At 49.5% G+C, this 13,503-nt stretch carries 12 protein-coding genes; 10 read left to right on the forward strand and 2 right to left on the reverse strand.

The annotated features are described in order from the left end of the window. The first annotated feature begins 45 nt into the window (after positions 1-45). Together LJ740_RS07630 and LJ740_RS07635 are read left to right on the forward strand one after the other, a co-directional pair. Positions 46-3,849, forward strand: coding sequence for an FG-GAP repeat domain-containing protein (locus tag LJ740_RS07630; RefSeq protein ID WP_229528480.1), 3,804 nt, complete (start codon positions 46-48; stop codon positions 3,847-3,849). Positions 3,850-3,860: 11 nt separating this feature from the next. Further along, positions 3,861-5,147, forward strand: a complete 1,287-nt coding sequence (locus tag LJ740_RS07635; RefSeq protein WP_229528481.1) for a DUF1501 domain-containing protein — start codon at positions 3,861-3,863, stop codon at positions 5,145-5,147. An 11-nt stretch (positions 5,148-5,158) separates the two neighbouring features. Here LJ740_RS07635 and fldB read toward each other — a convergent pair whose 3' ends face one another. Next, the gene (fldB, locus tag LJ740_RS07640; protein ID WP_267498180.1) at positions 5,159-5,695 is read right to left on the reverse strand and encodes a flavodoxin FldB; all 537 of its coding nucleotides are present in this window, start codon (positions 5,693-5,695) and stop codon (positions 5,159-5,161) included. A gap of 82 nt (positions 5,696-5,777) precedes the next feature. Next, the gene (locus LJ740_RS07645; RefSeq protein WP_229528482.1) at positions 5,778-6,113 is read right to left on the reverse strand and encodes a VOC family protein; all 336 of its coding nucleotides are present in this window, start codon (positions 6,111-6,113) and stop codon (positions 5,778-5,780) included. A 161-nt stretch (positions 6,114-6,274) separates the two neighbouring features. Here LJ740_RS07645 and xerD point away from each other — a divergent pair, with 161 nt between their 5' ends. The 8 genes from xerD to rlmD all read left to right on the forward strand — a co-directional run bounded on the left by xerD (position 6,275) and on the right by rlmD (position 13,502). Next, the gene (xerD, locus tag LJ740_RS07650) at positions 6,275-7,204 is read left to right on the forward strand and encodes a site-specific tyrosine recombinase XerD (RefSeq protein WP_229528483.1); all 930 of its coding nucleotides are present in this window, start codon (positions 6,275-6,277) and stop codon (positions 7,202-7,204) included. A gap of 141 nt (positions 7,205-7,345) precedes the next feature. Further along, positions 7,346-8,059 carry a thioredoxin fold domain-containing protein gene (locus tag LJ740_RS07655; RefSeq protein WP_229528484.1) on the forward strand — a complete coding sequence of 238 codons (714 nt, stop codon included), beginning with the start codon at positions 7,346-7,348 and terminating at the stop codon, positions 8,057-8,059. Positions 8,060-8,132: 73 nt separating this feature from the next. Further along, positions 8,133-9,854 (forward strand): single-stranded-DNA-specific exonuclease RecJ, encoded by a 1,722-nt coding sequence (gene recJ, locus LJ740_RS07660; RefSeq protein ID WP_229528485.1) that lies wholly within the window; start codon positions 8,133-8,135, stop codon positions 9,852-9,854. A gap of 19 nt (positions 9,855-9,873) precedes the next feature. After that, on the forward strand, positions 9,874-10,326 hold the full coding sequence (locus LJ740_RS07665; protein ID WP_229528486.1) for a DUF302 domain-containing protein: 453 nt from the start codon (positions 9,874-9,876) through the stop codon (positions 10,324-10,326). Between the two features lie 8 nt (positions 10,327-10,334). Further along, positions 10,335-10,610, forward strand: a complete 276-nt coding sequence (locus tag LJ740_RS07670) for a hypothetical protein (protein ID WP_229528487.1) — start codon at positions 10,335-10,337, stop codon at positions 10,608-10,610. Positions 10,611-10,633: 23 nt separating this feature from the next. Beyond that, on the forward strand, positions 10,634-11,329 hold the full coding sequence (gene recO / locus LJ740_RS07675; protein ID WP_229528488.1) for a DNA repair protein RecO: 696 nt from the start codon (positions 10,634-10,636) through the stop codon (positions 11,327-11,329). A 32-nt stretch (positions 11,330-11,361) separates the two neighbouring features. Beyond that, positions 11,362-12,099 carry a pyridoxine 5'-phosphate synthase gene (gene pdxJ / locus LJ740_RS07680; RefSeq protein ID WP_229528489.1) on the forward strand — a complete coding sequence of 246 codons (738 nt, stop codon included), beginning with the start codon at positions 11,362-11,364 and terminating at the stop codon, positions 12,097-12,099. 11 nt (positions 12,100-12,110) lie between these two features. Next, complete coding sequence (gene rlmD / locus LJ740_RS07685; RefSeq protein ID WP_229528490.1) at positions 12,111-13,502, forward strand: 23S rRNA (uracil(1939)-C(5))-methyltransferase RlmD; 1,392 nt, start codon at positions 12,111-12,113, stop codon at positions 13,500-13,502. Position 13,503: the final 1 nt, after the last annotated feature.

The raw sequence follows: 13,503 nt of genomic DNA on the forward strand, positions 1-13,503 counted from the left end.
TCTGAATACAAAAGGCGTCAGATTTTGCTACGCAGGAGAGTTGCCGTGAATCCACATGTTTGGCTGAGATTTATTCTGTTGTCGTTAACGGCAACCTTCACGCTGTATACTCAGGGGGCCGATGTTGACGGTGACGGGAGCGCGGATTTTGCCCTGTGGCGACCCGGCAATCTGACGTTTTACAGCAAATCCCCCGCGAACAATAGCATTTTGACCCGCACCAGTTTAGGAGACGCTATCGACGGTGTTCCGTTGATAGGGGATATCAATGGCAATGGCCTAGCAGATTTCGCTGTCTGGTATGAAGTGAGCGGAACCTGGTATATTCGCTATGACGACGATAGCCGGGAGACCATGCAGTTTGGGCAGGCAGGGGATATTCCATTTCTGGCGGATCGCACCGGCGATGGTCGGGATGATTTGATTGTACGCCGTCCATCCGAAGGGCGCTGGTATTTTCTGAATGCTGAATCTGGTGAAGTGGGGCAGTTTGACTATGGCAGACTGGCTACCGACGTACCACTGGTTGGTTACTTTGATAACGATGCCCACGCCGATTTTGCGGTCTGGCGGGATGGCACCTGGTATGTTCGCCACAGTACCAGTAATGAAACTGTGCGCACCACTTTGGGCCGACAGCAAACGGACGTTAAAGTCCCGGCAGATTATGATGGCGATGGCCTGACCGACCATGCCATCTGGCGACCTGCAACCGGGACCTGGTACATCTATTATAGTTCAGGTGTTTACCCGGAAGGGGGATGGCGCTACGAGCGTGTCTTCGGCAAGCAAAGCTCTGATATTCCGGTGCCTGCGGATTACGATGGTGACGGTAAAGCCGATTTGGCAATTCGTCGCCCCGCTACCGGCGAGTTTATCTATCTGAGCAGTGAAAACGGGACGGTTATCAAGTTTAGTTTTGGCCAACAGGTCACAGACATTCCGGCGCTGGCTCCCTGGTCATTAAAAGTTGCAATGCGCCAGGATGTGCCCAGTGGCAACGACGAAGCGCCTTCCGAAGTTGATGCATCCGATTATTATCAACTGAATATATCCGCCAATATAGTGCAAAGCCGATGTATCGCCTGCCACGTGTCCGGTGGCGCTGCGGATGGATTGGCTCGCTTAATTTTTGAACGCAATACAACGTCAGATTACCAGACCATCAACCAACAACGTGTCGCTGATTTTCTGGCACTGGAAGCTGTAGACAGCGATTATTTTCTGGCTAAGGCCAGTGGTGGACTTGGACACATCGGCGGTACACAATTACCGGCCGGTAGTGCTGAATATCTGGCGTTTGCTACCTATCTGGGATTGCTCACACAAGGGGACCCGGGTCAGGGAGGGGAGGCACCGACTGACGGAGAAGGATTTTGGCAGGGAACGGCCATGTTATCTGCCGACCTGACCTTTCGCAGGGCGTCACTGATTCTGACCGGTCGTGTGCCAGATCTTGATGAAATGCAGGCTCTGTCACAGGCCAGCGATGCTGAGTTGCGCGATGCACTGCTGGCACAATTCAACGGCGAAGGATTTCATCAATTTTTGGTCACAGCCGCCAATGATCGATTGCTAACGGATAAGTTTTTTCAGCGCGGAATGGAAGTTCTCAGTGACAGCTACTTTCCGGAAATCGCTAATCGCAGTTACCAGGCCGGACTCGCTCAGACCGAAGAGGCTAACAATGCTTTCTGGTACTGGCGCAGAGGCGTGGAAATTGGTATCACCAGAGCTCCGGTGGAATTGATCGCTTATATCGTGGAAAACGACCGCCCCTACACGGAAATAGTGACCGCGGACTATATGATGTTCAATGGTTACACTAATTCGGCGCTACGCGGTGACGCAGATATCAGCGAAAGTGACGGAGCCTGGTCCTTTGCACCAGGACATATGTCTGGTGCGATGGTGCATGATGAGCTCTTTGACGCTGAATGGACGCAATTCGGTCTGAACATTATCAATGAAGGCAGTACTATTAACTGGCCTCATGCAGGGGTGCTCAACGATCTGGCCTGGTTAAATCGCTATCCTTCGACAGCCACCAACCGCAACAGAGCCCGGTCGCGATGGACCTATTACTACTTTCTGGATTTTGATATTGAAAAGTCAGCGCAACGTACTCAGGACCCTGATGCGCTGGCGGACACCAATAATCCTACCCTGAACAACAGCAATTGCACTGTGTGTCACCAGACACTGGACCCGATTGCCGGGGCCTATCAGGATTACGGTGACTGGGGGAATTATAAAGATCAGTGGGGCGGTGAGGACTCGTTGCCCTGGACCTACAAATGGCCACAGGACGGCGACAGTGCATGGCAACAGGGCGATACCTGGTACCGTGACATGCTGGCACCTGGTCTGGAAAGTACGCTGGCACCACAGGGGCAGGACACGATCCAGTGGCTGGGTCAGCAAATAGCGAATGATTCACGGTTTGCCATTGCCATGGTGAAGTTCTTCTGGCCGGCCATTTTTGGGGTTGAACCCTTATCTGCGCCACAGTCATTAGAAGATGCAAATTATACGGCGCTGAATGATGCCTATAACGCCCAAAGTGCCTTTATTGTGGCCACCGCCGAACAGCTCAGGGAACACGGTAATTTACGACAAATGTTAGCGGACTTGGTCATCAGCCCCTGGTTCAGAGTTATGCAGCAAACTGAGCAGGCCGATGACGCTTTGCTGTTTGCTTTGTCTGGCAGCGAAAGGTTACTGACGCCTGAGGAATTAGAGCGAAAGACGCATTCTCTTACCGGGTTTTTATGGAATCCCTGGCAGGATAGCTGGAATCACAATGTGCTGAATACCGAATGGCGCAGGAACTACAACATTATGTACGGTGGCATTGATTCATTTGGTGTTACTAAGCGCGCCAAAGACATGACCTCGGTGATGGCCAAAGTGGCCACCGCGCATGCCGCTGAAGCGTCCTGTCCGGCAGTGCTGGAGGATATTAATACCGGGCAAGGACAACGCCGCTTGCTCAATGGTATTGAGCGCAGCACGGTGCCGGGCATCCTCACCTCCAGTGATGCCGAAGTAGATGGCATGGGCGCCGGGAACAGTCAACCCTATGAAATGAGCTTTCACGTTGAGGCCGGAAATAGCCTGATCAGTCTTGCCTATACCAACGACATGTGGCTGGAAGAAAGCGGCGCTCATCAGGATTTGATCATTGATCACCTGTCTATTTACGACAGTCAAAATAATGCTGTGTTGTCGGTCACCGGCGCCGATCTGGATATTGTCTCGGGCACACCGATGGACGGTATTTGTTCCAATGTTACCTGGAACAGCGCAGAGGATAGTTACCGTCCCACCGACCGGTTATTTTGGGGTAATTGTTCCGTCACACTGGCTATTGAGTTTGCAGACGCCGGAAATTACACCCTGGTGATGGAAGCCTATTACCAGGAATACAATCAGGACGGGGCTTTGGACGAAAACGATGAGACTGTCATCGGCTTTGCCAATGTGGCAATGAGTGTCGGAGTTACCGATCCCATAGCGCAAACCAGTCCTACCGGCGATCAGTTAAGAGTCAAACTCGCCGAACTGGCGCAGCGCTTCTGGGGACAAATATACGCGCCACAGGACCCGGAAATCACCCGAATGCTCACCCTGTTTACGGAAACCATGACAGATAAGCAAAATCGCACTGGAAGCGGTCTGATTTGGGAATGGGACACCGGCACTACCTGTAATTTCGATACCAGCGAATGGGATACAGAAAACCAATGGGGTGGCGCCATCGCAGGGGCCGATCCTTTTGGTACGCTGGCGGGCTGGCGGGCGGTCATGGTTTATCTGATGACTGATTATCAATATTTACACGATTAATGAGGGTAACCATGAACAGACGTCATTTTTTCAAAACCCTGGGGTTAACCTCGGTGGCGGCTTCGTTACCGGCCAGTTTTAATCTGTTTGCTGCCCCCCCGGATTACAGCGGCAAGTTCCTGGTGACTATTCAGACTGATGGCGGCTGGGATGTGACTTCATTTTGCGATCCTAAAGTTAACGTACCCGGCGATATCTTTATCAACAATTGGGCCACCACAGGTGAACCGGGGGAAGCGGGCAATCTGCGATACGCCGCTTTTGCTAATAATCAGTGGTTTTTTGACCGTTATTACCAGGATATGTTGGTGATCAACGGCGTGGATGCCCAGACCAATAGTCATACTGCCGGAGTCGTGCACAACTGGAGTGGTCGATTGTCGGATGGTTTTCCGTCGTTGTCGGCATTATTTGCTGCCCAGTATGGCGCCGGTTTGCCGGTGTCCTACATCAGCAATGGTGGGTACTCAGCAACAGGTGGCCTGACCCGATATACACAACTGGACAACATCCAGGCACTCAATAATGTGATTTACCCCAATCGGGCCAGGTGGGGTGATGAGAGTTATCTGCACAACAACGACTGGCAACGTATCGAGGCCCTTAAAGCACAGCGTTTGGCAGAACTGGGGCAAGGGCAAAACCTCACCAGTTTGCAGCAGCGCAACCGCAATAACTTTGACGCTGCAGTGCAAAATTCCAGTATTTTGTCGCAATTTTCCGATGCCCTTGCCAATGTGGGAGACCTTCAGGAAACCGTTACTGACGGTAATTTTTTGTGGTCATCACTGAGTCGGCAGGCGCAAATTGCGGTACTGGCCATGAGTTCCGGTGTGTGTGTGACCGCTGATCTGGTGATGGGAGGTTATGATACCCACGAAAATCATGATACTCAGCACAGTTGGTTATTCACTGAACTGGCGCGCAGTATTGATTTTCTCTGGACCTACGCTGAGGCACAGGGCATTGCTGACAGAATGGTGCTGGTTATCGGTTCTGATTTTGGTCGTACACCCCATTACAATGACGGTGAAGGCAAAGATCACTGGCCTGTAAGCAGTTTTATCGTGATGGAAAAAGGGGCAGGCTATACCAATCGCACAGTGGGGTTAACCGACGAAGGCCACAATGTTGTGCCCATTAATCCGTCAACCTGGCAGGCAGATGAACAAGGCGGCAGCATTATTCATCCGGTGCATGTGATGAGCGAACTCAGACAATACCTCGGCTTGCAGACACTGGCTGCCAATAACAACTTTAGTTTGAGTGCTGATGCCACGTTTGGCTTTTTTACTTAAGCGGATAGTTCTTAAGCGGATAGTTCTGCCAGTTCGGCGTAGACTTGTTGTACCCAACTGGCGATGCGCTGGTCGGTTTCATCGTATTGGTTTTCATCGTCCAGTGACAGGCCTACAAAAAACTCATCGCCTTCGGTCAGGGCCTTAGATGCGCTAAATTCATAACCTTCGTTGGGCCAGTAACCGATAACCACACAATCCTGAACAATGACTTCATCATGCAACATGCCAAGGGCATCCTGAAACCAGTCGGCGTAGCCCATCTGATCTCCCAGGCCATATAGCGCGATGATTTTACCCGCCAAATTAACCTGTGCTATGTCCTGCCATTGCGACTCCCAATCCTCCTGAAGCTCACCAAAGTCCCAGGTGGAAATACCCAATATTAATACGTCGTACTCTTCCATTCGGGACAGGTTAGTCTCTTTGATATTGAACATAGGGATGTCCTGACCAAAGGGTTCAGCAGCGAATTCAGCCACAATTTTCTCAGCGGCCATTTCGGTATAGCAGGTTGTGGAGCCATAAAACAGGGCAATCTTTTTCAAAACGGCGTATCTCGGATCAAACACAGGGCGCCGCAGTTTAAAGAAAAATGCCTTATCTTTCCAGTTATCAGCGGGAGTCCGGTTAGATTTGATCCAACATGATCACGTTGCCATCCGGATCGCGAAACATGATATGCGAAGGGCCATCAGCACTGGCCGCCTCTTTGTCCAGGTGAATACCTTTGGCTTTTAGCTCGTCCTGAATTTTATGCACGTCTTTGGGGTTAAAGGTAAAGATGTTGCCGTGAAACATGTCCTGGAACAGACCAATCATGTTTGTACCGTTTTGCATAATCAACCATTTGGCTTCTACAGAACCACAACCCGGCACGGGAGAGAAGCCGAGTTTTTCATAAAAGTGCTTTGAATTGTCGATATCAGTGACTGACAGGCTCAGGCAAAACTTACCAAGTTTCATCCGAAGATCTCGCGAGTTGGGTTGAAAAACACCCCTAGCTTAGCATTTTTGCTGCTTTTGTAAGCAGCTTTTTCCGTGGAGACACGATTTTTTACGAATTATTTGCATTGCCGGGCGGTGCCCGCATAATCGGTAACTACCTTGTTTTTGGTTCGGTGTTTATGTCTAAAACCTTAAAGACTGTGTGTGTGGATGACAGCAACCTACAAATCATAGAAGAATTTCTGGATAGCATTTGGGTAGAAAAGGGACTCAGTGCCAATACCCTGTCTTCCTACCGAACCGATTTGGTGAAAATGAGTGAATTTCTGAGCCAGAAAAACAGCGCTTTCTCATTAACCGACTTTGACCAATATCAGGTGCATGAATATCTCGGCCATCGCTACGATCGCAATTTGTCCGAGCGCAGTACGGCGCGCTTCCTGAGTAGTTTGCGCGCTTTTTTGCACTGGTGTCAGGACAATGGCTTACGGGAAGACGACCCTATCTCGCTGATCCAAAATCCTAAACTACCCAAATCCCTGCCTAAAGCCCTGACTGAAAAGCAGGTGGATGCCTTATTAAATGCCCCCGATACTGAAGCCGATGCCGTGCAATTGAGGGATAAAGCGATGCTGGAACTGCTGTACGCCTCCGGCCTGAGGGTATCAGAACTAACCAGTTTGCAACTGAATCAGGTGAGTTTGCAGCAAGGCGTTATTCGGGTGACAGGTAAAGGCAACAAGGAACGACTGGTCCCTATGGGCGAAGATGCCATAGAGTGGATAGAACGTTTTATGCGTCAGGGCCGGGGATTGTTGTTAAAGCACAATGTGGATGTGTTGTTTCCCAGTAGTCGCGGTGTACAGATGACCCGGCAAACCTTCTGGCATCGCATTAAATATTATGCCAAAAAAGCCGGGATCAAGGCGGAGTTATCGCCCCACACGTTGCGTCATGCCTTTGCCACCCATTTATTGAATCACGGGGCAGATTTGCGGGTTGTACAGATGCTATTGGGGCACAGTGATTTGTCTACCACTCAGATATATACACATGTGGCAACAGAAAGATTGCAAAAGTTAGTGGCTCAGCATCATCCAAGGGGCTGAATTCTGTTTTAAATTGCTCTAGACTAGTGCGTCACATCAGCAGTGATGATGTCTTCATTATTTTTTGCAATTTATTTGCGTAACTGGGGTCTATATAAACAAAGATAAAGTTCCTCAGATAAAAGGTGGATTAAGTAGTATATGAGAAATTGGACTAAGGCTTTAGGGCTTGCACTATTATTCTCCGTAGCGTCGGTGTCGGCACAGGAAGAAGCAAAGGTTGCAGTAAAATCAAAGTTTGAAGATTTGCTGCAAATGTCGGTCAGCAGTATTGCCAATTCACCGGTGGATGGTGTGTTACAGGTAATGACTGACAAGGGACTGTTTTACGTCAGCGAAGATGCCAAATATTTGCTACATGGGCGTATTTACAACCTCGATCAGGAAATGCGCAACGAAACAGAAGAAGCGCTGTCTGGTATGCGTAAATCCGGCTTACCGCAGTTTGCAGATGATGTTATCGAGTTCAAAGCAAAAGATGAAAAGTACGCTATTACCATCTTTACGGATATCACTTGTGGCTACTGCCGTAAGCTGCATAAAGAAATTGAAGACTATAATGCCAAAGGGATCACGGTTCGTTACCTGGCTTATCCAAGAGGTGGCTTAGGCAGCAAATCCTATGATGATTTGGTGTCTATCTGGTGCGCAGAAGATCCACAAGCCGCCATGACCAATGGTAAATCCGGCGGCAACGTAGCCCCCAAAACCTGCGCCAATAGTGTGGCTGAGCAGTTCCAGTTTGCACAAAGTGTGGGTATTTCCAGTACACCTGCGGTAATCTTTGACAACGGTTTACTGCAACCCGGATATCGCCCGGCAGCGGATATGGCCAAAGTGTTAGCGGAAATGTAATCGCGCTGAGTTTTTATCAAGGCCAGTTCGCTGGCCTTTTTTGATCAACCGGTCCTAATAAATTGAAATTTTCATGTTAAATATCACCCGACGCCCGATTCCCGATACGTTGCCCTTACTGCAAGATTGGCCCGAAGCCATGATTCGTTTATTTGCTGCCAGAGGGGTTAAACAGGACAAAGATCTGCAATACCAGGCCTCCGGTTTACATCATTTTAAGCAATTATCAGGTGTTGATATTGCCACAGAACTGCTGCACCAGGCGTTAATTACGCAGCAGAAGATCATTATTATCGGCGACTTTGATGCTGACGGCGCCACCAGTAGTGCCGTGTTACTACTGGGTTTGCCCTGGTTTGGTTTTCAGCAGGTAGACTTTTTAGTGCCTAACCGTTTTGATTTCGGTTATGGACTGAGTCCGGAAATTGTCGATGTAGCCGCGGCACAGGGTGCGCAGCTGTTACTGACGGTGGACAATGGTATCTCCAGTATTCAGGGGGTAAAGCGCGCTAATGAGCTGGGTATTCCGGTGATCATTACCGACCATCACCTACCCGGAGAGCAGCTTCCGGAGGCGGCCGCCATTGTTAATCCCAATCTGAAGTCTTGTGCTTTCCCTTCTAAAAATCTTGCCGGTGTCGGTGTGGCCTTTTATCTGCTGGTGGCCTTACGCGGCTATTTTGAGCAGCAAAATCTGTTCGCTGAGTTGGGATTAAACAAGCCTAATCTCGGCACTCTGCTGGACCTGGTGGCACTGGGCACAGTTGCTGATGTGGTGCCACTGGACAGTAATAATCGCATTCTGGTGCACCAGGGAATTCAGCGTATCCGGGCCGGTCAATGTCGTCCGGGTATTACCGCTTTACTGGAATTGGCGAATCGCAACCAGGCCGGCATCGTGGCCAGCGATTTGGCGTTTGCCGTGGCCCCAAGGCTAAACGCTGCGGGTCGTCTGGATGATATGACAGTGGGCATTCAATGTCTGTTAGCTGACAATACCGCTTCTGCACGACGCATGGCATTGCAACTGGATCAGTTAAACCAGGAGCGCCGCAGTATTGAAGCAGAAATGCAGCAAGAAGCGCAGTTGATTCTGGAACAAATGCAGTTAACCGACGAACAGCTCCCCGAGGGTATAGCGCTTTATGAACCTCATTGGCATCAGGGCATAGTGGGTATTTTAGCCGGGCGTATCAAGGATAAGTATTTTCGACCGGTAATCGCGTTTGCTCAGCAAGATGAGCAAACCTTAAAAGGCTCTGGTCGTTCTATTCCTGGATTGCACTTTCGGGATTTGCTGGAAGAACTCAACAATCGCTATCCGGGATTAATTCTTAAATTTGGCGGCCATGCGGCGGCGGCCGGCTTGTCTATTCAAACTGAAGACTTTGCGCAGTTTAACCAGGTCTTCAACAGTTTATGTCAGGAGTGGCTGTCACCTGAGGCTCTGACCGGCGAAATACTGACTGACGGTGAGCTGAGCAGACAGGAGCTGAGCCTGGAATTCGCCCACCTGTTGCGCTCGGCTGGACCCTGGGGACAGGCGTTTCCTGAACCACAGTTTGACGGTGTATTCAGTTTACTGGAACAACGTATCGTGGGCGAAAAGCATCTGAAAATGCAGGTGAAAAGTGCTGATGGTTGTTTACTGGATGCCATCGCGTTTAATGTGGAAACCAGTAAATGGCCCAACGGTGCCTGCAAACAGGTGCAACTGGTGTACAAGTTAGATGTTAATGAATTCAGAGGCCGACAGTCAGTGCAATTGCTGGTGGACTCATTGTCGGCAGTATAGAACATAAGAGAGGTGAGCTATGTGGCGTTTTTGGTTATTGTGTGGTGCCGTTTTAAGCCTGAATGTATCAGCCGGCGAGGGCATGATTTGGCGTGAGAGTCAGCATTCTGTGACTCAAACGCTGGATAAGTTGAGCACCGTGCTGGAGTCGAAAGGCATGACGATATTTGCCCGTATTAACCACAGCGAAGGGGCAAAAAGTGTGGGCAAACAGCTGGCAGACACCCAGTTATTGATATTTGGCAACCCCAATATCGGCACACCTTTGATGCAGTGTCAGCAAACCATTGCTATCGATTTACCGCAAAAAGTCCTGGTCTGGCAAGACGTGCAGGGCAAGGTCTGGTTGAGCTATAACGATCCCTTGTATCTGGCGAAAAGACATGACATCGACATGGATAGTCCCTGCTACCCAATCCTGGAGAAAATCAGCGGTGTTCTGGCAAATTTCGCCAAAGTGGCCAGTGAATAGGCTCCGCAATGGAAAAACAAACCAAAAAACTGCTGACGCAACACGAGGCGCTGATCCATTCAGAAGACCGCAAAGTGATTTCTCACGTACAACGAGAAGATGGTGACTGGATTTTACACACCCTGATGCTGGAATCTGTGGATGTCCCTTTTAAATATCGCCGTAAAAAGCGTTATAAGAATCTGCAAGGAGCAAGGGTAAACCTGACTTATTATCCTGACACTGAGGAAGTTGCGGGTATTGAGTTTGAGTATATGCGCGTGGTCCGCCTTCGAACTTCATAAGCTGAGCAGCAAAGAGAACACCTATGGCAGAGTTTATGGTTGAGCATTATGTTCTGCACGCCACCCCTTACAAAGAAACCAGCGCCCTGGTTACCGGGTTTAGTCTGGAGTTGGGTAAAATTCGCTATGTCGCCAAAGGTGTTTATGGTAAGAGTAATAAATTCAAAGGCTTAACTCAGGCATTTACCCTTTTTTCGACCCGTTTAAGCGGCAATGGGGAACTAAAATCTGGTTATGCCAGCGAAGCACTGCACAAGCCCGTGGCTTTGCAGGGTACGGCACTTTATTGTGCCTTGTATTGTAACGAAGTGCTGGTACGATTATTACCCCACGAAGAGCCTTTTGAAACCGGCTTTCATTTTTATCAACACACCTTGCAAAGACTGGCCAAAGAACCTCAGGCAGAACCTGTTTTGAGAGAGTTCGAATTGTTTTTACTGCAGGAGTTGGGCAGTGCCTATGACTTTTTCTATGACGCGCTGAGCAACGACCCCATTGCGCCTGAGAAATCCTATGACTTTGTACTGGAACAAGGTTTTTGTCTCGCCTCTGCCACCAGTAAACAAGCGTTTTTGGGGGAACACATTTTAGCGATTGGGCAGCAGAACTGGTCGCCGCAAGCGTTGAAAGTCGCTAAATATTTTACCAGGCTGGCGCTTTCTCCCTATTTGGGGAATAAACCTTTAAAGAGTCGGGAGTTATTTCAAAAACCCCTGTAAACTGCGCTACAAACCGGAAAAGAGAAGTAATCATGAATGAGTTATATTTGGGCGTTAACATTGATCACATAGCCACGATTCGCAACGCCCGTGGCACCCATTACCCGGACCCGGTACATGCCGCAGATATCGCTGAACGCGCAGGTGCCGATGGTATTACCGTTCATTTAAGAGAAGATCGCAGGCACATCAACGACCGGGATGTGCGCATCTTAAAAGAAACCGTTAACACCCGCCTGAACCTGGAAATGGCAGTTACCGATGAAATGGTGGCCATTGCCAAAGAAGTCTCTCCTACTTTTTGTTGCCTGGTACCGGAAAAACGGGAAGAGCTAACCACTGAAGGTGGACTGGATGTGGCTGGCGGTTTTGAGCGGGTAAAAAAGGCCACCCAGGCTCTGATGCAGCATGGCATTATTGTTTCCTTATTCATTGATGCCGATCAGGCACAGATTGACGCCGCCAAAGCTACCGGAGCCGAATATATTGAAATTCACACCGGGCAGTATGCTGAAGCAACCTCAGAGCGCGAACAATTGATGGAACTAGACAAACTAAAAACCGGTATTGAATACGCCGCTTCCATTGGCCTGAAAGTCAACGCCGGCCACGGTTTACATTACCATAATGTCAAACCCATAGCGGCAATCCCGCAATTGATAGAACTAAACATCGGTCATGCCATCATTGCCCGTGCAGCGTTTGACGGTTTGGCAAAGGCGGTTGCAGACATGCGCGCATTAATGCAAGAAGCACGACATCAGAGTTAATCGAAAGCACTATGGTTCAGGTATTTCGCGGCGGCAATCGCAAATCAGGTGGCGGCAGACGCCAGACTAAAAAGCGAACAGCTCACCATGGGCGGGTATCTCAGGTGGTGATCGACCATTTGGATCACGAAGCCAAAGGGGTAGTACCCGGTGCCCCGGTGACTTTTGTGACAGGGGCCTTGCCTGGCGAATTGTGTGAAATCCAGGAGACAGACCGGCAAAAGCACATAGCAAAGGCGCGGGTGCGGAAAGTACTTAATGCATCTGCACAGCGAAAAACGCCTTTTTGCCCGCATTTTGGTTTGTGTGGCGGCTGTCAAACACAGTTTGCCGCAGAAGATTATTTGTTGTCTCAAAAACAGGCAGCCATTGGTCAGCTGTTGCAGCGTTTTATTGGCATAGACGCAGAACACCTTCCCTGGCAACAGCCAATCACCGCACAGCACACTGCTTACCGGCGGAAAGTCCGTCTGGCTGTTGATGCGCGCAAACCATCGGAATGTCGAATCGGTTTTCGCGATACAGAAAACCAGGTGTTTAATTTATCTGATTGTCAGGTTGCCACAATGGCCATTCAGAAACTTATTGCACCCTTGCAAGAGGTCCTGAACAGATTGAACAGTATCAAGCACCTGGGGCATGTCAGCCTGTTTGAAGGATGTGATGCGGAGCATAACGAACGGGTTTACGTGACGTTGCGCTTTACCCGGTCTCCGGATGAGTCGGATCGCCAGACACTACAGCGCTTTGGCGAACAACAGGGCTGCGACATCTTTCTGGATATGGGTGAAAAACAAAGGGAAGTACTCAACGGCCAATCTTCACTGGTGCGATATTCATTGCCATTGCCCACCGGCGCCCCATTGATGTTTAAGGCGAACCCTGATGATTTTGTGCAGGTTAACCCGCAAATCAATCAGCAAATGGTGGCTCAGGCGTTAGCCTGGTTGCAATTGGCGCCACAAGATAAGGTGCTGGACCTGTTTTGTGGCGTTGGTAATTTTACTTTGCCGCTTGCCCGCAGCGTCAGTAGCGTAGTGGGTTTTGAAGGCATACCCGAAATGGTGCAAATGGCACAGAGCAATGCACTGGATAATGGCATTAGTAATGTTCGATTTATTTCAGGGGATTTGAATGATCCTGACATATTGCACAAAATGACTGAGCTAAACTGTAACAAGGTGCTGCTGGACCCCGCGCGCGCCGGAGCGTCGCAGGCTGTGGAGCAACTTGTTAAAATAGCGCCCGAGCGAATACTATATGTGTCTTGCAATCCGGCGACTTTCGGCAGAGATATTGCTAAATTGCTGGCAGCAAACTATCAATTAACTAAATTATCTTTAATTGATATGTTTCCACAAACTTCCCACACTGAGATGATGGGCTTGTTTAGCTTAGTTTGAA

Source organism: Planctobacterium marinum (assembly GCF_020687805.1).
In the GTDB taxonomy this organism is placed as follows: domain Bacteria; phylum Pseudomonadota; class Gammaproteobacteria; order Enterobacterales; family Alteromonadaceae; genus Planctobacterium; species Planctobacterium marinum.

Bases quoted from the DNA above. Each gene is read 5' to 3' on its own strand.
- LJ740_RS07635 (WP_229528481.1), top strand. From the start codon at position 3,861: ATGAACAGACGTCATTTTTTCAAAACCCTGGGGTTAACCTCGGTGGCG.
- LJ740_RS07645 (WP_229528482.1), bottom strand. From the start codon at position 6,113: ATGAAACTTGGTAAGTTTTGCCTGAGCCTGTCAGTCACTGATATCGAC.
- xerD (WP_229528483.1), top strand. From the start codon at position 6,275: ATGTCTAAAACCTTAAAGACTGTGTGTGTGGATGACAGCAACCTACAA.
- LJ740_RS07655 (WP_229528484.1), top strand. From the start codon at position 7,346: ATGAGAAATTGGACTAAGGCTTTAGGGCTTGCACTATTATTCTCCGTA.
- recJ (WP_229528485.1), top strand. From the start codon at position 8,133: ATGTTAAATATCACCCGACGCCCGATTCCCGATACGTTGCCCTTACTG.
- LJ740_RS07665 (WP_229528486.1), top strand. From the start codon at position 9,874: ATGTGGCGTTTTTGGTTATTGTGTGGTGCCGTTTTAAGCCTGAATGTA.
- LJ740_RS07670 (WP_229528487.1), top strand. From the start codon at position 10,335: ATGGAAAAACAAACCAAAAAACTGCTGACGCAACACGAGGCGCTGATC.
- recO (WP_229528488.1), top strand. From the start codon at position 10,634: ATGGCAGAGTTTATGGTTGAGCATTATGTTCTGCACGCCACCCCTTAC.
- pdxJ (WP_229528489.1), top strand. From the start codon at position 11,362: ATGAATGAGTTATATTTGGGCGTTAACATTGATCACATAGCCACGATT.
- rlmD (WP_229528490.1), top strand. From the start codon at position 12,111: ATGGTTCAGGTATTTCGCGGCGGCAATCGCAAATCAGGTGGCGGCAGA.